The organism is Silvania hatchlandensis (genome assembly GCF_025564065.1).
Taxonomy (GTDB): domain Bacteria; phylum Pseudomonadota; class Gammaproteobacteria; order Enterobacterales; family Enterobacteriaceae; genus Enterobacter; species Enterobacter hatchlandensis.
In genome coordinates this window covers 94,218-113,909 of the sequence record NZ_JAMGZK010000054.1, presented here as the reverse complement: position 1 = coordinate 113,909, position 19,692 = coordinate 94,218, and the positions used below count along the sequence as shown (strand labels likewise).

Genomic DNA, 19,692 nt, shown 5'->3' with positions numbered 1-19,692 from the left:
AAGCCCGGAACGGCAGCGCTGTTCCGGGTTTTTTTGTTATTCGGACACTACCGGTTTGACCCGCACCCCAGCCAGTACCATTACCATCGCCGCCACCAGCAACACGCCGCTGGCGGTAAATACCCCACTGGCACCGTTAAGATCGAACACTGCTCCGCCCCCTGCCGCGCCGGCGCTGATCGCCAGTTGAATCGACGCAACCATCAAGCCACCCGCGCTTTCGGCCTCGTCAGTGACGGTGGTCGCCAGCCAGGTTGACCAGCCCACCGGCACCAGCCCGAAGGCGAAGCCCCACAGGGTGACCAGCAGACCGTCGACCATCGCCAGATGACCAAAGGCTACCATCAGCAGCGCGAGGATCCCCATTGCGAACGGTACCAGCGCCAGGGTCAGACGCAGATTGCGCGCCAGCAGATGCCCGGCAATCGAAGTGCCAACGAAGTTCGCCACGCCAAAGCCGAGCAGAATCAGCGAGACGGTCTCTACGTTCGCCTGCCCCACCGTCTCAAGGAACGGCCGCAGGTAGGTAAAGAAGGCGAAGTGACCGCTGAAAATCAGGATTGTCGCCAGCAGACCGCCCATCATCCCCGGACGGCGCAGCACCCGCACCAGCGTGCGCAGGCTGCCGCTGTTCTCCGGGCGCATCGACGGCAGAACCCACAGCTGCCACACCAGCGCCAGCAGGCTCGGGATAACGCAGAGCAGAAACACGTTGCGCCAGCCGATCAGGCTGCCGAGATAGCTCCCCAGTGGAGCCGCCACCACGGTGGCAATCGACACGCCGGAGAAGATAATCGCCAGTGCTTTTGGCACATCGCTGGCGGGCACCAGCCGCATGGCGGTGGCGGTGGACATCGCCCAGAAGCCGCCAATCGCCACACCCAGCAATAAGCGCCCCATCAGCAGCACGTGCAGCGACGGGGCGAAGGCCACCATCAGGCTGGAGACGATCTGCAGCACCGAGAAGAACATCAGTACCCAGCGACGATCGATACTTTTGGTGGCGGAGGTGATCAGCAGGCCGGTGACCAGCGCCACCAGCGCGGTGGCGGTGACCGATTGCCCGGCGACGCCCTCGCTGACGCCAAGACTTTCGGCCATTGGCGTCAACAGGCTGGCGGGTAAAAACTCGGCGATGATCAGGCCGAACACCCCCAGCCCCAGCGACCAGACCGCGCGCCAGGCGGGGACAATAGGCGCGCTGGCCTCGTTTGCGCTGATGGATGAATTCATCTGTTACTCTCCGGTTATTAATATGTGACGTATGTCGCAAATCATAGGAAGTTCCCCGCAGACGATCTATGACATATAATCTCCAATTATTGATTAATCGTCCGGGAATCCCGTAATGCCCCTCCAGCCCCCTGATATGATCAGCGAATTACTGCGCGGCATGCGCCTGTCGGGTGTTAGATACCGACGGATTGTCGCCAGCGCGCCGTTTGGCGTGGCCTTTGGCTTTGCCCCTGGTAAGGCCCAGTTTCACTTTGTCAGCCGTGGCCCGGCGGTACTGCGCATGCGCAGCGGGGCGCGCTTTGCGCTCAACAGCGGCGATGCGTTGTTTATCCCCAACGGCGATCCCCATGACCTGCTCTCAGACGACAATGCGACGGTGATACCGGTGACGGCTTTTCCGAGCGAGCCGATCTGCAACACGGTGTGTGATATTCACTGCGAGCCCTGTCCAGACAGCGACAATGTAGTGATATTCAGTGGATGTATGGATTTCGAGCTGGGTGGGATGCAGCCGCTGATCAAAGCGATGCCGGAAGTGATGATGGTGAGTCGCCTGATGTCCACCTGGCCGGAGATCCACCCGCTTCTCGCCGCTATGGAGCGGGAATCGATGGAGCGGCAGGTCGGTTTTGCCGGGATCCTCGCCCGGCTTGCCGACGTGGTGGCGGCGCTGATCGTGCGCGGCTGGGTCGAGGCGGGCTGCGGCAAAGCCACCGGATGGGTGCAGGTACTGCGCGACCCGCGCCTGAGCCGGGCGATTTACGCCATGCATCAGCAGCCGGGGGTAAACTGGAGCGTGGCGGAACTGGCCAAAGAGGCGGGCACCTCGCGGTCGGTGTTTGCCGAGCGCTTTCTCTCCGCTACCGGCACGACCCCGGCGAAATACCTCAGCGAGCTGCGGATGCGGCTGGCGATTCAGTATATCAGCCAGGAAAATCTGCCGATCGAAACCGTGGCCCTGCGCCTCGGCTACGGTTCGCTGGCGGCCTTCAGCCGGGCGTTTAAGCGGATTGTCGGCCAGTCGCCGGGCGCGCTGCGGGAAGCCAGCCAGACCCCAGAGGAAGTTTGACCGGCCTGTTCAGAGGAGAAATCTACAGCCAGCTCTGCGGCGAGGCGGCTCCCTCGCTGCGTTCCGTACGGGGCATCTCAATGGCCAGCGATGACAGGTGTTTAGCCCACAGGTCAGCCACCCATTTCACGCCACGCGCGGTAAAGCGCGCCTGGGACCAGGTGCGCTGGTTATCACCCACGCCGCTGTGCAGGGTAAAATATCCCGCCTCGATGTGGTGTGCGGGCGGAACCAGCGCCCCGCCGACGCGCTGCATGATGTTGCGCGCCAGCAAGAACGCCCGAAACTCGGGCTCTTTGGCTTTAAAGGTTTTACAGAGCTGACGAAAACCCAGCGACTCATTCACCTTGACGAACTGGTCAAAAAACGCCGCCTTTGGCGCGCACAGGGCCAGCTGTTCCTCTGCCCGCTGGCGTTTTTCATACTGCTCGGCCCAGGCACGTGCCGCCACCGCCGGGTTGGTGAAGTCAGGGATATTGACGTTTCGCTCACGCTCCTGCCAGCAATCCAGCATCGCGGCCGTAAAGCCCGGAGAGAGACGTGAAACGGTCAGCAGGGAGTCCCGTTTGTTCAGCAAAAACTCCTGCCACGTTTCACCTTCACGCTCATACGCACGGGCCGTTACCGGCTGCGAAAGACGCTGCGCCGTTTCCAGGCTTGTGACCATGCGCTTCACCTCGGCATGGGCAATACCGGTCATCTTCGCGATTTCGCGGCTGCTGATGGTGGTAAGCAGGTCGTGGGACTGGACGTTTTCAACAGGAATTACCATAGGATTCACCCCTCATTGATACATTACGCGGGTAATTTGCTCTTATAGTATACAAATGCCTGTTTAAATATCCAGTATAATTTTTAGGCGGGCTCACGGGAAGCCCGCCAGACCCCGCAGGAGGCCTGGCAGGCGTTCGGTCAGAAATAATATTTGAAGCGGACGCGCCCCCCGTAGCGGGAATCGGTGTCGTTGTTGCCGTCTGTCGGATGCGCTTCAACCCAGGAGGCGTAGGCCCCGAGGTAGATATTGAAGTTTTTCATCTTCATGACGTTGGGGATCAGATACGACGCATGCAGGGTGTGGATGTCGTACTCGCCCGGATCGGTTATCCAGCAGTCGCCGTCGCAGTCATCATTCAGCCCGGCAGTGTTGAATTTATCGACCTCGTTGTGCGCATAGATATAGCCCAGCTCGAGGTTTTTCCACAGGCCGTTAAACCCGGCACTGAAGTCAGTTTCGTCGCTGGCGTCCAGATACGCGGTGTTAAGGTTCAGCACCATGCCGTTATCCGGATCGTTTTTTTGCCCGTTCCAGGTCATCGTCAGGCCATAGCCGGTGCGATCGGACTGATCGACCCACTGACCGGCGGCGTCGCGATAGCCGTAGGCGTTATTGACCAGGTTGCTCTCCATCGCCAGCGCGCTGGAGAAGCGCCCGCTTGACCAGGCGATAACCGGGCGCACGTAGGCCACGTTTTTGTCGTTATCAAGCGTCATGCCGTGATACTGCTTATCGACGAACAGCGAACTGCCGTTTTCCAGCAGGGTATTGACTTCAAAGTACCAGTTATCGAGATTTTTACTCAGCAGGAAGTTGCCGCCGCTGTCGCTGCGCCCGCGTCCTTCTTTCATCATATAGATGTAGCCGTAACCGTCGCTGTAGAGGTCGTTGGCGGTGTTGCCGGAATACTCAATAAAGGTATCCTGGTTGAGCGGGAACATGTCGTAGGCTTCGAAGCGCCCGACTTTGATTTTCCAGTCGTTTTCCTGGCCGAAGAAAAAGGCCGCATCATCGAGATTCATCTTGCCGGTGAGATCCGCCAGCGGCTGCACCGAGAAACCGGCAAACTGGCCGTTGTCCATCCGCCGGTAGCCGTCAAAGCCCAGCAGCAGGCGGCCATTGATATCCCAGCGTTCGTTATTCGACGGAGCCCAGTCCTTGTTGGCGCTGGTTTTCATGGAGGTGAGGCTGCCACTGCGGCTGGCGGCGTCCATGTTAAATTCCACATCGCCATAGAAACGGATATCGCCGTAGCCGGAGAGGGTCAGCTTCGGTGCCGGAGCGGTGACCGGTTCGGCGGACTCCACGCTCACGGTGGGCGGACGCTGTACCTGCTGTAAATCGGCAATTTGCGCTTCAGCCTTTGCCGCCCGCGCTTCGGCGTTGGCTAACCTGGCTTCGAGCTGGGCAAATTTCTCATCCACGCTCACGGTCTGCGTGGAGGCCAATAGCGAGGCCGGAAAACAGGAGCCGATCAGTAGCGCAAGAGTATTTATTCGCATAGATTCCATCCCATTTGTTTATCATTGGTTTCAGTAATTACTTACGGCCTGGCAAACTGGCCTTTATTTAAATCGCCTACCACGTTATTCATCGCCTGCTCATCCAGGCGGTAGAATTTAATCGCAAAGGCGGTGAGCAGATAAAACAGAGAGGGAATAAGCGTAAACAGCCAGATAACGCCCTGCACCGCCTGCGGGGATTGCACGGTCGCGCTGGATTGATATTCAAACCCGGCCAATACCCATCCCAAAATAGCACCGCCTACCGCTACCCCTAATTTAATGACGAAAATATTGGCCGCGACATTCATACCGGTAATACGGCGCTGGGTTTTCCACTCACCATAATTATTGGCGTCGGTGATCATCGACCACTGCAGGGCGCCATTTCCGCCCTGCACCAACTGGATCAGGAAATGGGCCGCCAGCGGGATCAACCAGTACTGCACCGGCAGCCAGAAGCAGACGATCCCCAGCACGGCGTTAAGCAGGTTTACCCAGAACGAGACTTTAATTTTACAAAAGCGCGTGCCCAGCGGCTGGGCCAGCACCGACCCGAGCATTGAGGCGATCATCCCGCCGAGCATAAACAGCGAGATAATATCGGTTCCCTGTCTGAGGACGGTGTTGACGTAATAGACCACCGCGCCGCCGCGGATCACCACCGCTATCAGCATCGTAAAGTTGTAGACCGAGAGAATGCGCCACTGCTCGTTGCGAAAGAGGATCTTAACGTCGCGCACGATGTTCAAGTTCTCCTCTTTGATCGGCTGGACGCGCTCTTTGGTGGTGAAGAAGCAGACCACGAACATCAGGCAACCAATCACGCCAAAAATCCCCATCGCCACCTGGATACCGACGGCACGATCCTGTGGAAACAGGTAGTCCGCCAGCGGCAGAATGCAGGCCGTACCGAGCGCACCGCCGAGCGGAGTAATGGCAAAACGCCAGGACTGCAGAGAGAGGTTTTCCCGTGGGTCTGAGGTGAGCGCCGCGCCCAGCGAGCAGTAAGGGATGTTGATGGCGGTGTACATCAGGGTCATAAAGATATAGGCCGCGACCGCATAAACGACTTTACCGCTGTCGGAAAACGACGGGATCGAGTAAACCAGCACACAGCTGACGGCAAACGGCACGCAGATGGCCAGCAGCCACGGACGAAAGCGGCCCCAGCGCGTGACGGTGGCGTCGGCAATGGCGCCCATTATCGGGTCGGTAATGGCATCCAGTAGCCTGACCAGCAAGAACATGGTCCCCATCACTGCCGGCGGCAGACCGTAAATATCCGTATAAAAATAGGCAAGGATCGCCACTGATGAGTCAAATACGATATGGCTGGCAGCATCGCCGAGGCTGTATCCTATTTTCTCTTTTACCGTTAATTTTTCCGTTGTCGGCATGTCACGTGTCTCCCTGTTATTTTCCAGCCTGCCGCGATCGTGCAGCGACATAATTTCCACAGGCGCAAGGAATGAATCCATTATGTTTTCTCGCTAAGGAATTATGATTTTTGCTTTATGTGATCCACACGATTAGTCATTATTTATCACATCAATGAATTCTTTTTATTCATTTATTTAACGGCACTGTTCAGGGCCAACAAAACGCAGCGGTAAATAATCTGGATTTGCGCAAAATGTCGCATCCAACACGCGAACTGGCGGAGTTTCGTCTAAGGTTTTCTTGAGATTGATATCAGCGTTCACGCTGCTCAGTAAATAATGGAGAATAAGCATGACGAGTCCTCACCTGCACCCTACATTGCGGCTGGCGATTGGCAGTATGCTGCTTGGCGTTACTGCATTCAGCTATGCGGATGACCCGGCCAACGGTCAGACGCAGCCGCCAGATATCCTGTTTGGTTCGCTGTTTAACGATGTGCAAAGCGCCAAACTGTTCCCGGATCAGAAGACGTTCGCCGATGCGGTACCGAAGAACGATCCGCAGACGATCCTCGCCGATTACCAGATGCAGCGTAAACAGTCCGGCTTCGACCTGCGGCGCTTTGTCGATGCCAACTTCACCCTGCCGGGTGAAGGCGAGAAGTACGTTCCCCCTGCCGGACAGAGCCTGCGCGCGCATATCGACGGCCTGTGGCCGGTGCTGACCCGCACCACCTCCAGCGCTGGAAAATGGGACTCGCTGCTGCCGCTGCCTAAACCCTATGTGGTGCCGGGCGGGCGTTTTCGCGAGGTCTATTACTGGGACAGTTACTTCACCATGCTGGGGCTTGCCGAGAGCGGGCACTGGGACAAAATCAGCGACATGGTGGACAATTTTGCCCACGAACTGGATGCCTGGGGCCATATCCCCAACGGCAACCGCAGCTATTACCTGAGCCGCTCCCAACCGCCATTCTTCTCCTTGATGGTTGAGCTGCTGGCCACCCACGACAGCGGTGCGCTGAAAAAATATCGCCCGCAGATGGAAAAAGAGTACGCCTACTGGATGGAGGGCGCCGATGCCCTGCAGCCCGGCCAGGCCAACAAGCGGGTGGTGAAGCTGGAGGATGGAGCAGTCCTCAACCGCTACTGGGACGACCGCGACACCCCGCGCCCGGAGTCATGGCTGGATGACATCACCACCGCTAAAAACTACCCGGCTCGCCCGGCTGCGGAGATCTATCGCGATCTGCGATCTGCCGCCGCGTCCGGCTGGGACTTTAGCTCACGCTGGATGGACGATCCGAAAAAACTGGGCACGATCCGCACCACCAGCATCGTGCCGGTGGATCTGAACGCCCTGATGTTCAAGATGGAAAAACTGCTGGCGAAGGCCAGCCAGGACGCGGGCGACAGCGCGGCCGCCAGCCGCTATGAGACCCAGGCCTCCGGGCGCCAGAAAGCGATGGAGAGCCACCTGTGGAATGACAAAGAGGGGTGGTACGCGGATTATGATCTGAAAACCAAACAGGTACGCAGTCAGCTGACCGCCGCGGCGCTGTTCCCGCTGTATGTCCACGCCGCAGCGCAGGATCGTGCCGATAAAGTGGCGACCGCCACCGCCGCGCAACTGCTGAAACCGGGCGGGATTGCTACCACCAACGTCAACAGCGGCCAGCAGTGGGATGCGCCAAACGGCTGGGCGCCGCTGCAGTGGGTCGCTGCCCAGGGGTTACAAAATTACGGTCATAAGAAAGTGGCGATGAACGTGACCTGGCGATTCCTGACCAACGTGCAGCACACCTACGATCGCGAGCAGAAGCTGGTGGAAAAATACGATGTGTCCAGCACCGGCACGGGCGGCGGCGGGGGTGAATATCCACTGCAGGATGGCTTTGGCTGGACCAACGGGGTGACGTTGAAGATGCTGGATATGATCTGTGCCGAGGAGAAACCGTGCGATAAGGTGCCGGCTACGCAGCCAGCGGCGAATGATGAACCGGTGGCGGAACCGACGCATAAAAGCGTTGGACAGTAGGTTTTAACAGCCCAAAAAAACGGCTCTTTTACAAGAGCCGTTTTCACGTTTGTCAGGCGCGTCGTACCAGCCTGTAGATGGCAAGCACCACAATGGCACCAACCACAGCAACCAGAAAACTATGCAGGTTAAAACCCGATACACTGCCGCCGACGCCAAACATCGTTGCCAGCCAACCGCCGACAACTGCGCCGACGACCCCAAGGATACAGGTCACAATAAAGCCGCCCCCGTCGCGTCCTGGCATAATGAATTTCGCAATAACACCAGCAATAAGACCAAATACGATCCAGGCGATAATACCCATAGTGATGCCCTCTTGCAGAGTGAAGCTTGCGCGGAACACCGGTCTGCGCAAGTCATACAAGTATAGGCAATGGCGGCAAAACTATTTTTAGCTCACCCACTTAATTACGGCCCGGGCGTAAAAAATCACGGATTTGTATTAAGTTCTCGCGGAGGGTGCCGATAACTCAACCACAGTTTGTCCAACATCGAGGAGCCCTGGGGCGTGAGTAATTACAGTGAGCAGTTCCTGAAAACTAATCCGCTGGCTGTGTTAGGTGTATTACGCGATCTGCAAAAACAGGATGTGCCCGTCCGTATCAACTGGGCAGGAAACCAGTTCATCAGCAAGATCCTCGACGTTACCCCGGAGCGGCTGGTAATGGATCTGGGCAGTCAGGAGTACGAAAACCGCGCCGTATTGCGGGCAGAGAATATCTCTGTGACCGCCGATACCCAGGGCGCCAAAGTGGAGTTTGAGTTACCCCGCCTGGAACAGGGTAATTATCAGTCGCTTCCTGCCTTTATTACCCTTTTACCGACGTCGGTATGGTGTATTCAGCGACGCGAATACTTCCGTATCAGCGCCCCGCTGCACCCGGCCTACTTCTGCAAGGCCAAAATGCCCGATAAAAGCGTGATCCGTTTTCGCCTCCATGACCTGTCGCTGGGCGGGATGGGTGCGCTGATGGATACCGCGAAGCCGGATGCGCTGGTGGAGGGGATGCGTTTCTCACAGATTGAACTGGATATGGGCGGCTGGGGTCGGTTCTTCTTTGACGCACAACTGATTACGGTCAGCGAACGGAAAGTGGTGGACAGCAAAAACGAAACCATTACCACCCCGCGTCTGAGCTTCCGTTTTCTGAATATTGGCCCGGGTCCGGAGCGCGAACTTCAGCGCATTATCTACTCGCTGGAACGTGAAGCGCGGGAACGCGCGAATAAAGTCCGTTAAATGCCGGGAGGCAGCATTGCGCGGCCTCCCGGTCGGTTACATGGCGTCCATCGCCTTCTGAACTTTCCAGATATAGCGCGGCGCCTGTGGAGACGGGTGGTTGTTAACCACATGGTCGAAGAACTCGTCTTTATCCATGTCGTTGATCTCAGCAATCGCCTTTTTACGATCGGACGAGAAGGTCCGCAACAGCGCCCCTGCCCCGTTCACATACGACACCACCAGCGCGTATTGCATCACCTCCGGGTCGTCGATCCCTTTCAGAATGCCATGCTCCAGAATGCTCAGGTAGGCGGTGCCCATCGAGATATTACGTTCCGGGTTTTTCAACTCGCTGGTGGACGGTTGCCCGCTCCAGCCCATGTGACGATACACTTCTTTTCCGGCAGTAGAGGCTTTTAACTGCATCAGGCCGACGGCGTTAGATTTGCTGACCAGGGTCGGGTTGCCACCAGACTCAACGGCAATAATGGCGGTGACCAGACGCGGACTGACCCCCCAGGCCTCACCGGCTTTTTCGCTGATCGGCATCCACTGCATTGCCCGCTTGACGGGAACGTCCGGGTTCCATGCCGGGTTTTTATAATCCTGCTTTGAACTGCAGCCTGCCAGCAGCACAATCAAAAAAGCAAACCATCTCAATTTCACGTCATCTATCCTTATGGCCAATCATCGCTGTCACCCTATCCTCCGCTTGATGAAGGACGCGCTCAGGCGGCATGATATATACATTTGGTTTTATAAGTCAGCAAGGAAATGCCATGTCTCAGTTTCATCTCGTCGCACCATCAGGTTACTGCATGAATCAGGAAGCGGCCCAGCGGGGCGTGCAGCGGTTACTGGCCGACGGACATCAGGTACAAAATCAGACGATTATACCCCGCCGTCAGCAGCGTTTTGCCGGAACGGAGGCGCAGCGGCTGATGGACATTAACGCCCTCGCCCGCCTGCCTGGCGCAAACCAGATCGTGATGGCGGTACGCGGGGGCTACGGTGCGGGTCGTCTGCTGGAGCAGATCGACTGGCAGGGGCTGGCCCAGCGTCAGCGCGAGCAGCCCCTGCTGATTTGCGGCCACAGCGACTTTACGGTGATCCAGCTTGGCCTGCTGGCCCTGCATAACGTCATCACCTTTAGCGGCCCGATGCTGACAGGCAACTTCGGCGCCCCGGAGCTGAATGCCTTTACCGTCGACCACTTCTGGCGCGCCCTGCACAACAGCACCTACCGCGTCGAATGGCAGGGCGACGGCCCGGATGCCGACTGCACCGGCCAGCTGTGGGGCGGGAACCTGGCGATGCTGGTGTCGCTGGTGGGCACCCGCTGGCTGCCGGCTATCGAAAACGGCATCCTGATTCTGGAAGATATTAACGAGCACCCGTTCCGCGTTGAGCGGATGCTGTTGCAGCTGCATCACGCGGGCATTCTTGAGCGGCAGAAAGCGATTGTGCTCGGCAGCTTTAGCGGAGCCGCCTCCAACGATTACGACGCCGGGTACGACCTCGCAACCATGATCGATTACCTGCGCACCCGGGTATCGGTGCCAATCATCAGCGGCCTCGATTATGGTCATGAACAGCAGACAGTGACCCTGCCGCTCGGCGCCCAGGCGAGGCTCGAGCATAATGTCAACAGCACCCGTTTAACGCTGAGCGGACATCCCACAATAAACAGGTAAAAAAAGCCGCTTAAGCGCCTCAATTAAACGCTGTGAGTGTCGTTAATATGGTAGGGTTTTACTAACAATCACAGCGTCAGGCGGGAGTAAGCAAACATTGGATGCCGCAGCAATTATCAGTCTTTTTATCCTGGGTTCAGTACTTGTAACCTGTAGTATTTTATTGAGTTCATTTTCATCTCGTCTTGGCATCCCCATTCTGGTTATTTTCCTCGCTATCGGCATGCTGGCGGGCATTGACGGCGTCGGCGGGATCCCGTTCGATAATTACCCGTTTGCCTACATGGTCAGTAACCTCGCGCTGGCGGTGATCCTGCTGGACGGCGGTATGCGCACCCAGGCCAGTTCGTTTCGCGTGGCGCTGGGTCCGGCCCTGTCGCTGGCGACGGTGGGGGTACTGATCACCTCCGGCCTGACCGGGATGATGGCAGCGTGGCTATTTCATCTGAATATCATGGAAGGGCTGCTGATTGGCGCGATTGTCGGGTCTACCGATGCCGCCGCCGTGTTTTCACTGCTGGGGGGTAAGGGTCTCAACGAACGCGTTGGCTCGACGCTGGAGATTGAATCCGGCAGCAACGATCCGATGGCGGTGTTTCTCACCATCACCCTGATCGAGATGATTCAGCAGCACGAGACCAGTCTGAGCTGGATATTCGCCTGGCATATCATTCAGCAGTTTGGGCTGGGGATCCTGATTGGCCTTTCCGGCGGCTACTTGCTGCTGCAAATGATTAACCGCATCTCGCTGCCTGCGGGGCTGTACCCGCTGTTGGCACTGAGCGGTGGGATTTTGATTTTTGCCCTGACCACCGCCCTGGACGGCAGCGGCATTCTGGCTGTCTACCTGTGCGGTTTTCTGCTGGGGAACCGTCCTATCCGCAACCGCTTTGGCATTCTGCAAAACTTCGACGGTCTGGCCTGGCTGGCGCAGATTGGCATGTTCCTGGTGCTCGGCCTGCTGGTGACGCCATCGGATCTGCTGCCGATTGCCGTGCCGGCGCTGCTGCTGTCGCTGTGGATGATTTTCATTGCCCGTCCGCTCTCGGTGTTTGCCGGGCTGCTGCCGTTTAAAGGGTTTAACCTGCGCGAGCGCGTGTTTATCAGCTGGGTGGGCCTGCGGGGTGCGGTGCCAATTATCCTCGCGGTATTCCCGATGATGGCCGGGCTGGATAATTCGCGGCTGTTCTTCAACGTGGCGTTCTTCGTGGTGCTGGTGTCGCTGCTTTTCCAGGGCACGTCCCTGTCATGGGCGGCGAAAAAGGCCAAAGTGGTGATCCCACCCGTGGGCTGGCCGGTCTCCCGCGTCGGGCTGGATATTCATCCGGATAATCCGTGGGAGCAGTTTGTCTACCAGCTCAGCGCCGATAAATGGTGCGTAGGGGCGTCGCTGCGCGACCTGCATATGCCTGATGAGACGCGCATTGCCGCGCTGTTTCGCGATAACGCCCTGCTGCACCCGACCGGAAGTACGCGCCTGCGTGAAGGGGATATTCTGTGCGTGATTGGCCGCGAGCGCGACCTGCCTGCGCTCGGCAAGCTGTTCAGCCAGTCGCCGCCGGTGGCGCTGGATCAGCGCTTCTTTGGCGACTTTATTCTGGAAGCCAGCGCCAAGTTTGCCGACGTGGCCTTGATTTACGGCCTGGACGAAGGGCTGGAGTATCGCGACCAGCAACAGACCTTGGGCGAGATTGTTCAGCAGCTGCTGGGTGCGGCACCGGTGGTCGGTGACCAGGTCGAATTTGCCGGGATGATCTGGACGGTGGCTGAGAAAGAGGACAATGCGGTGCTGAAAGTGGGTGTACGCGTGGCGGAAGACGCCGAGGAGTAAGCTGCGGCCTGATGCCCTCACCCCCCCTCTCCCACCGGGAGAGGGCGCAAAGACTAAAAACGGTAACAGGCGTTACCGTTTTGCTTTTATATCGTAACCACGGGCACCCTTGGGGCTAACGCGGTTAACAACTCGTACCCAATGGTGCCTGCCGCTGCGGCGACATCATCTACTTTGACCTCGTTGCCCCACAGCTCAACCGGCGAGCCGATCCCAGCCTGCGGACACGGGGTTAAGTCGATAGCCAGCATATCCATCGACACCGTTCCCACCGTGCCGGTGCGTACGCCATCAACCCATACCGGGGTGCCAGAGGGTGCCACGCGCGGATAGCCGTCGGCATAACCGCCAGCAACAATGCCGATCCGCTGTTCGCCGGACGCCCGATAGCGGCTGCCATATCCAACGGTATCACCCGCCTTCAGGGTCTGGATACCGATGATTTCACTGCGCAAGGTCATTACTGGCCTCAGGCCACTGTTGGCGATATCCTGCCACTGCCCGGAAGGCGACGCGCCGTACAGGATGATCCCCGGACGCACCCAGTCAAAATGTGCCTCCGGATGCCAGAGCGTGGCTGCCGAGTTAGACAGCGAGCGCGAGCAATCCAGCCCCTCCGCCGCCTGTTCAATACGCAGCATCGGCTCGACAATACCGTCCGGCTGCTCGGCATCGGCAAAATGCGCCATCAGGGTCATCTCGCCCACGTTTTTAAGCGCCCGTAACTGCTGCCAGACGCTATGCACGCGTTCCGGCTGAAACCCGAGGCGGTTCATGCCGCTGTTGACCTTCAGGTAGATATCGAGCGGGGCGTGCAGCTTCGCGTTCTGTAGGGCCTTGATCTGCCAGTTACTGTGCACGCTGGTAGTCAGGCGGTACTTATCAAGCAGCGGCAGTTCGTCGCTGTTAAAAAAGCCCTCAAGCATCAGAACAGGCCCTTTCCAGCCGCGCTCGCGCAGCAGGATCGCCTCTTCAAGATTGAGCAGCGCAAAACCATCGGTCGCACCTAATGCACTCCAGATACGATCAAGACCGTGACCATAGGCGTTGGCCTTGACCACCGACCAGATGCGGGACGCGGGCGCAGCGCGCCGGACAATTTGCAGGTTATGTTTCAGGGCCTGCAGATCCAGCTGAGCCTGAACGGGACGGGACATGACGACTCCTTGTTAGTTATGCGCGCCGTGTAAATGCTGCGGACGTGACGGAGAGAAACCCGGATGGTAGCGCGCGACGCTGAGATCATCGAACGGAATGGCGGGCGTGCGTCCGGAGATCAAATCACTCAGCAGCTGTCCTGAACCGCAGGCCATCGTCCAGCCCAGGGTACCGTGCCCGGTATTGAGCCACAGGTTTTTGAACGGGGTCCGTCCAACCACCGGCGTGCCGTCCGGGGTCATCGGCCGCAGCCCGGTCCAGAAGGTCGCCTGTTCGATAAATCCCCCGCGCGGGAACAGATCGCCGACGACCATCTCCAGCGTTTCCCGGCGCGGTTGCAGCAGCTCAGTGTTAAAGCCGACGATTTCCGCCATTCCCCCCACGCGGATCCGATTGTTAAATCGGGTGATCGCGATTTTGTATGTTTCATCAAGGATAGTCGAAACCGGAGCGCCGCTGTCCTCTTTCACCGGGATGGTCAGGGAGTAACCTTTCAGCGGATAGACCGGAATATCCACAATGCCCTTCAGCATCGCCGTGGAATACGAGCCAAAGGCCATCACGTAGGCGTCGGCTTTGACCACTTCGTCGCCGCACTGCACGCCGTAGATGTTATCCCCTTCGTACAGCAGCTTATCGACCGGAGTGTTATAGCGGAATTTGACCCCGGCCTGGGCGGCCATCTGCGCCAGGTTCTGGGTAAACAGCTGACAGTCGCCGGTTTCATCGTTGGGCAGGCGCAGCCCGCCGGTCAGCTTGTGTGCCACCTCGGCCAACGCCGGTTCGACCTGCGCCAGCTGACTGGCTTCCAATAGCTGATAGGGCACGCCCGCGTCTTCGAGCACCGCGATATCGCGGGTGGCGTTTTCATACTGCTGCGCGGTGCGGAACAGCTGTAATGTGCCGCCCTGGCGGCCTTCGTACTGAATATCGGTGGACGCGCGAAGGGCTTTCAGGCAGTCGCGACTGTATTCAGCCAGACGCACCATCCGACCTTTATTTTCCATGTAGTGGCGAGTGTCGCAGTTGCGCAGCATCTGCCACATCCACTTTAGCTGGAACTGGGTGCCGTCAAGGCTAATCGCCAGCGGCGCATGACGCTGGAACATCCATTTAATTGCCTTCAGCGGCACGCCCGGTGCCGCCCAGGGTGCCGCGTAGCCCGGAGAAATTTGTCCGGCATTGGCTGCGCTGGTCTCCAGCGCCGGTCCTGGTTCGCGATCGATAACGGTCACCTCATGCCCGGCCTGACTTAAGTACCAGGCGCTGGTTACGCCAACGACGCCACTTCCCAGTATGACAACACGCATAGCCACTCCATTTATAAGCAAAAGAACAATCTTCTGATTACATATTGATAACCCAGCTGAAAATATTATTCAACATAGGCCTTTTTTATGGTGACTTATCTCACACCTTCCCCTGCATACGGGGTTGGGGCGTATTTGGGATCTCCTGCTGCGCGGCATTTTTAACCAGCAGATTATGCTGCGAGATAGCACTTTTTCGCTCACCGAAAAACGGGAAATCGCAAAGAAAAAAATAGCGCACCAGCACGCTTTTGATTGGCGTGTTCTATGCTTGAAATGAGGTTCTCCAGACAGAGAGAGCTACCCACAACGAGGGCGCGCTAATGGCTACATTTGACCCCATGGATAAGGACACCACCCGTCTGAGCGATGGACCCGACTGGACGTTCGAGCTGCTGGATACCTATCTGGCCGAAATTGACCGGGTAGCAAAAATCTACCGTCTGGACGCCTACCCCCACCAAATCGAAGTGATCACCTCCGAACAGATGATGGATGCTTACTCCAGCGTCGGAATGCCGATCAACTATACCCACTGGTCGTTTGGTAAAAAATTCATTGAAACCGAGCGGTTGTATAAGCACGGTCAACAGGGGCTGGCATACGAGATCGTTATTAACTCCAACCCCTGTATCGCCTACCTGATGGAAGAGAACACCATTACCATGCAGGCGCTGGTGATGGCGCACGCCTGCTACGGGCATAATTCGTTTTTCAAGAATAACTACCTGTTCCGCAGCTGGACCGATGCCAGTTCGATTGTCGATTACCTGATTTTCGCCCGCAACTACATCACCCAGTGCGAAGAGCGCTATGGGGTGGATGAGGTTGAAAAGCTGCTGGATTCGTGCCATGCGCTGATGAACTACGGCGTGGATCGCTACAAACGTCCGCAGAAAATCTCCCTGCAGGAGGAGAAAGCCCGGCAGAAAAGTCGCGAAGAGTATCTGCAGAGCCAGGTGAATACCCTGTGGCGCACTCTGCCAAAGCGTGAAGAAGAGAAAGCGGTTGTTGAAGCGCGGCGTTACCCTTCTGAGCCGCAGGAAAACCTGCTCTACTTTATGGAGAAAAACGCCCCGCTGCTGGAGCCGTGGCAGCGTGAGGTCCTGCGCATCGTGCGCAAGGTCAGCCAGTATTTCTATCCGCAAAAACAGACCCAGGTAATGAACGAAGGCTGGGCGACGTTCTGGCACTACACCATCCTCAACCATCTGTACGACGAGGGCAAAGTCAGCGAACGCTTTATGCTGGAGTTCCTGCACAGCCACACCAACGTGGTGTTCCAGCCCCCTTACAACAGCCCGTGGTACAGCGGCATTAACCCGTATGCTCTTGGCTTTGCCATGTTCCAGGACATCAAGCGTATTTGCCAGACGCCGACGGAAGAGGATAAATACTGGTTCCCGGATATCGCCGGTTCCGACTGGCTGGAGACGCTGCATTTTGCGATGCGCGACTTCAAAGACGAGAGCTTTATCAGCCAGTTCCTGTCGCCGAAAGTGATGCGTGATTTTCGCCTGTTTACGGTGCTGGATAACGATCACAACAACTATCTGGAGATTTCGGCGATCCACAATGAAGAGGGGTATCGCGAGATCCGCTCCCGGCTCTCCTCCCAGTACAACCTGAGTAATCTGGAGCCGAATATTCAGGTATGGAATGTGGATCTACGTGGGGATCGCTCCTTAACGCTGCGCTATATTCCGCACAATCGCGCCCCGCTGGATAAAGGGCGTAAAGAGGTGTTGAAGCATGTCCATCGGCTGTGGGGCTTTGATATTCTGCTGGAGCAGCAAAACGAAGACGGCAGCGTGGAGTTACTGGAGCGCTGCCCGGCTAAGAGCAATATGCTGTAGTATTATGACCGGGCGGCGCGTCGCTTACCCGGCAAAAAAAACCTCTCGAATGAGAGGTTTTTTTATTTTAGCGACTGTGGATCGCCAGGTCGCCAGGCAGCGTTTTCTGCATCCGGTGCCAGATCTCGCCGCTGTCGTGACCGTAACGACGCACGGTTTCATAGACCTGGTCGTGCATCCCTTCGGCACAAAGTTCGCTCAACTTATGGTAGAAACCAAGCGCCAGACTGCGGGCTTCCGGGTTGGCGAAGTAATGACGACCGATGCGGGTGTACAGCCCTTTCATCCCGTTGAGGATCAGGCCGTAGATTGGGTTGCCGGAGGCAAACGCCAGCCCGCGGAAGACGTTGTAGTCCAGCAGCGCAAACGCATCCGCGTGGTCTTCCACCGCCGTGGCGCGGGCGAGCACTTCCAGCGCTTTATCCGGGTGCTGGCGAAATGCAGTGCGGATAAAGATGGTAGCAATGTTGGTGCGCACGGAGAGCAGGTTATCAATCAGCTGCGGCACGCTTTCATGATCGAGACGTGCCAGCGTTTCGAGAATATTCAGACCCGACGTTTCCCAGAAGTTATTCACTTTGGTCGGTTTGCCGTGTTGGATTGTCAACCAGCCATCGCGCGCCAGACGCTGTAACACTTCGCGTAAGGTGGTGCGGGTGACGCCAATCAGTTCAGAGAGTTCGCGTTCTGCGGGAAGAATCGAGCCTGGAGCGAAACGGTTATTCCAGATGCTTTCGATAATATACTCTTCAGCGAAACCCGCCGGGCTTTGCGCCTTTATGACCATAGTGAGTTGTCCATTCCACTGCTTTTTACAAAATTTACTCATCATACCAGAGGCAGGCTGAGGCAGATAGCGCAGCAAGCTGAGAAAAGGGGATCGCCGTTTTATTTTTATTATTTAAAAAACACCGCTGCCGCCCCTTACCGGGTAAGCTTTGGATATACTTAGGGCGTAATAATCTGACGGACAGGGAAATTTGTTGTGGAAATGTCTTACGGTCGCGCGCTATGGCGCAATTTTTTAGGTCAGTCGCCTGACTGGTACAAAATCACTCTTATTGCTTTTCTGGTTGTTAACCCACTCCTCTTTCTCGTTGATCCTTTTGCCGCAGGCTGGCTGCTGGTCGCGGAGTTTATCTTCACCCTGGCGATGGCGTTAAAATGTTACCCGCTGCTGCCGGGCGGCCTGCTTGCCTTTGAAGCGGTGGTAATAGGCATGACCAGCGCGGAACATGTGAAAGAAGAGCTGGCGGCTAACCTCGAAGTGCTCCTGCTGCTGATGTTTATGGTGGCCGGGATCTACTTTATGAAGCAGCTGCTGCTGTTTATCTTTACCCGTCTGCTGTTAAGCATTCCGTCTAAAACCCTGCTTTCGCTGGCCTTCTGCCTGGCGGCAGCGTTTCTGTCGGCCTTTCTCGATGCCCTGACCGTGGTGGCGGTGGTGATTAGCGTGGCCGTCGGGTTTTACGGTATTTATCATCGGGTGGCCTCTTCACAGCCGGAAAATGCGCTGCAGGACGACAGCCATGTCGATGCCCAGCAGCGCGCGGTGCTGGATCAGTTCCGTGCCTTCTTGCGCAGTCTGATGATGCACGCGGGCGTGGGTACCGCACTCGGCGGGGTGATGACCATGGTCGGCGAGCCGCAGAACCTGATTATCGCCAAGGCCGCAGGCTGGGGGTTTAGCGACTTTTTCCTGCGGGTGGCACCAGTGAGCGTGCCGGTACTGGTGTGCGGGTTGTTTACCTGCTGGCTGGTAGAAAAACGCCAGTGGTTTGGCTACGGTACGCTTCTTCCGGTTCAGGTTCGCGAGGTGCTGCATGCCTTTGACGAGCAAAGCCGCAGCCAGCGTACCCGCCAGCAGACGCTGGCGCTGATTTTCCAGGGCCTTATCGGCGCCTGGCTCATCTTTGCGCTGGCGTTTCATCTGGCGGAAGTGGGGTTAATCGGCCTGTCGGTGATAATCCTCGCCACCTCGTTTACCGGCGTGACGGACGAGCATGCCATCGGCAAAGCCTTTACCGAAGCGCTGCCCTTCACCGCGCTGCTGGCGATCTTTTTCGCCATCGTGGCGGTGATTGTCGATCAGCAGCTGTTTGCGCCGATCATCCGCTACGTACTGCAGGCTGAACCCGATGCCCAGCTGTCGCTGTTCTATCTGTTTAACGGCCTGCTGTCGGCGATTTCTGATAACGTGTTTGTCGGCTCGGTGTACATCAATGAAGCCAAAACCGCTCTGCAGAATGGGGCGATCAGCCAGCAGCAGTTTGAACTGCTGGCAGTGGCGATCAACACCGGTACCAACCTGCCCTCCGTCGCCACGCCAAACGGCCAGGCGGCATTCCTGTTCCTGCTTACCTCTGCGCTGGCACCACTGATAAGGCTCTCTTATGGGCAGATGGTGTGGATGGCGCTGCCCTATACGGTGGTTTTAACCGGGGTCGGCTTGCTGTGCGTCAAAATTACCCTTATTCCTTTAACACATTGGATGCTGCAGACGGGTATACTGACGTCGCTTTAAGTGCGTAAACCGGGCGGCTCGCTGCCCGGTGGCACTTTCCGAATGATAAATACGCGATTACGTTTTATTTTGCGCGCCGCAGGTGGCGCGCA

At 57.3% G+C, this 19,692-nt stretch carries 16 protein-coding genes and 2 pseudogenes; 7 read left to right on the top strand and 11 right to left on the bottom strand.

Features of this window, described 5'->3' with window-relative positions:
• Positions 1-36: 36 nt before the first annotated feature.
• Entirely contained in the window at positions 37-1,233 is a 1,197-nt protein-coding gene (locus tag M8014_RS19570; protein ID WP_271284042.1) for an MFS transporter, read from the bottom strand.
• A gap of 115 nt (positions 1,234-1,348) precedes the next feature.
• Here M8014_RS19570 and M8014_RS19565 point away from each other — a divergent pair, with 115 nt between their 5' ends.
• Positions 1,349-2,305 carry an AraC family transcriptional regulator gene (locus tag M8014_RS19565; RefSeq protein WP_271284041.1) on the top strand — a complete coding sequence of 319 codons (957 nt, stop codon included), beginning with the start codon at positions 1,349-1,351 and terminating at the stop codon, positions 2,303-2,305.
• Positions 2,306-2,327: 22 nt separating this feature from the next.
• Here M8014_RS19565 and M8014_RS19560 read toward each other — a convergent pair whose 3' ends face one another.
• From M8014_RS19560 to M8014_RS19545, 4 genes are all read right to left on the bottom strand, one after another.
• Positions 2,328-3,077 carry a phage antirepressor KilAC domain-containing protein gene (locus tag M8014_RS19560; protein ID WP_271284040.1) on the bottom strand — a complete coding sequence of 250 codons (750 nt, stop codon included), beginning with the start codon at positions 3,075-3,077 and terminating at the stop codon, positions 2,328-2,330.
• A gap of 140 nt (positions 3,078-3,217) precedes the next feature.
• A complete protein-coding gene (locus M8014_RS19555) occupies positions 3,218-4,582 on the bottom strand; it encodes a carbohydrate porin (RefSeq protein ID WP_271284039.1) in 1,365 nt (454 codons plus the stop codon).
• Between the two features lie 41 nt (positions 4,583-4,623).
• Complete coding sequence (locus M8014_RS19550) at positions 4,624-5,982, bottom strand: glycoside-pentoside-hexuronide (GPH):cation symporter (protein ID WP_271284289.1); 1,359 nt, start codon at positions 5,980-5,982, stop codon at positions 4,624-4,626.
• 177 nt (positions 5,983-6,159) lie between these two features.
• On the bottom strand, positions 6,160-6,318 hold the full coding sequence (locus tag M8014_RS19545; RefSeq protein ID WP_271284038.1) for a hypothetical protein: 159 nt from the start codon (positions 6,316-6,318) through the stop codon (positions 6,160-6,162).
• On the opposite strand from M8014_RS19545, the gene M8014_RS19540 reads away from it, so the two are divergent.
• Positions 6,317-8,002 carry an alpha,alpha-trehalase gene (locus tag M8014_RS19540; RefSeq protein ID WP_271284037.1) on the top strand — a complete coding sequence of 562 codons (1,686 nt, stop codon included), beginning with the start codon at positions 6,317-6,319 and terminating at the stop codon, positions 8,000-8,002. The genes M8014_RS19545 and M8014_RS19540 overlap by 2 nt on opposite strands.
• A gap of 52 nt (positions 8,003-8,054) precedes the next feature.
• On the opposite strand, the gene M8014_RS19535 is transcribed toward M8014_RS19540, so the two are convergent.
• A complete protein-coding gene (locus M8014_RS19535; protein WP_271284036.1) occupies positions 8,055-8,309 on the bottom strand; it encodes a GlsB/YeaQ/YmgE family stress response membrane protein in 255 nt (84 codons plus the stop codon).
• Positions 8,310-8,513: 204 nt separating this feature from the next.
• Between M8014_RS19535 and ycgR the strand changes: the two genes are divergently transcribed.
• Entirely contained in the window at positions 8,514-9,245 is a 732-nt protein-coding gene (gene ycgR, locus M8014_RS19530; RefSeq protein ID WP_271284035.1) for a flagellar brake protein YcgR, read from the top strand.
• 36 nt (positions 9,246-9,281) lie between these two features.
• Here the strand turns inward: ycgR and emtA are convergent, their stop codons facing one another.
• Complete coding sequence (emtA, locus tag M8014_RS19525) at positions 9,282-9,893, bottom strand: membrane-bound lytic murein transglycosylase EmtA (protein WP_271284034.1); 612 nt, start codon at positions 9,891-9,893, stop codon at positions 9,282-9,284.
• A gap of 113 nt (positions 9,894-10,006) precedes the next feature.
• On the opposite strand from emtA, the gene ldcA reads away from it, so the two are divergent.
• On the top strand, positions 10,007-10,921 hold the full coding sequence (gene ldcA, locus M8014_RS19520) for a muramoyltetrapeptide carboxypeptidase (protein ID WP_271284033.1): 915 nt from the start codon (positions 10,007-10,009) through the stop codon (positions 10,919-10,921).
• A 97-nt stretch (positions 10,922-11,018) separates the two neighbouring features.
• A pseudogene (locus tag M8014_RS19515) lies at positions 11,019-12,686 on the top strand (potassium/proton antiporter); the annotation flags it as partial.
• Here M8014_RS19515 and M8014_RS22905 read toward each other — a convergent pair.
• The 3 genes and pseudogenes from M8014_RS22905 to M8014_RS19505 form a co-directional block, all read right to left on the bottom strand.
• Positions 12,684-12,773: pseudogene (locus M8014_RS22905) on the bottom strand (hypothetical protein); the annotation flags it as partial. The pseudogenes M8014_RS19515 and M8014_RS22905 overlap by 3 nt on opposite strands.
• Positions 12,774-12,838: 65 nt before the next feature.
• A complete protein-coding gene (gene dadX / locus M8014_RS19510) occupies positions 12,839-13,909 on the bottom strand; it encodes a catabolic alanine racemase DadX (protein ID WP_271284031.1) in 1,071 nt (356 codons plus the stop codon).
• A 12-nt stretch (positions 13,910-13,921) separates the two neighbouring features.
• A complete protein-coding gene (locus tag M8014_RS19505) occupies positions 13,922-15,220 on the bottom strand; it encodes a D-amino acid dehydrogenase (RefSeq protein WP_271284030.1) in 1,299 nt (432 codons plus the stop codon).
• A gap of 323 nt (positions 15,221-15,543) precedes the next feature.
• On the opposite strand from M8014_RS19505, the gene M8014_RS19500 reads away from it, so the two are divergent.
• Complete coding sequence (locus M8014_RS19500; protein ID WP_271284029.1) at positions 15,544-17,076, top strand: SpoVR family protein; 1,533 nt, start codon at positions 15,544-15,546, stop codon at positions 17,074-17,076.
• Between the two features lie 67 nt (positions 17,077-17,143).
• Here M8014_RS19500 and fadR read toward each other — a convergent pair whose 3' ends face one another.
• On the bottom strand, positions 17,144-17,863 hold the full coding sequence (fadR, locus tag M8014_RS19495; protein WP_271284028.1) for a fatty acid metabolism transcriptional regulator FadR: 720 nt from the start codon (positions 17,861-17,863) through the stop codon (positions 17,144-17,146).
• 198 nt (positions 17,864-18,061) lie between these two features.
• Between fadR and nhaB the strand changes: the two genes are divergently transcribed.
• Entirely contained in the window at positions 18,062-19,600 is a 1,539-nt protein-coding gene (gene nhaB / locus M8014_RS19490) for a sodium/proton antiporter NhaB (RefSeq protein ID WP_271284027.1), read from the top strand.
• Positions 19,601-19,692 lie beyond the last annotated feature (92 nt).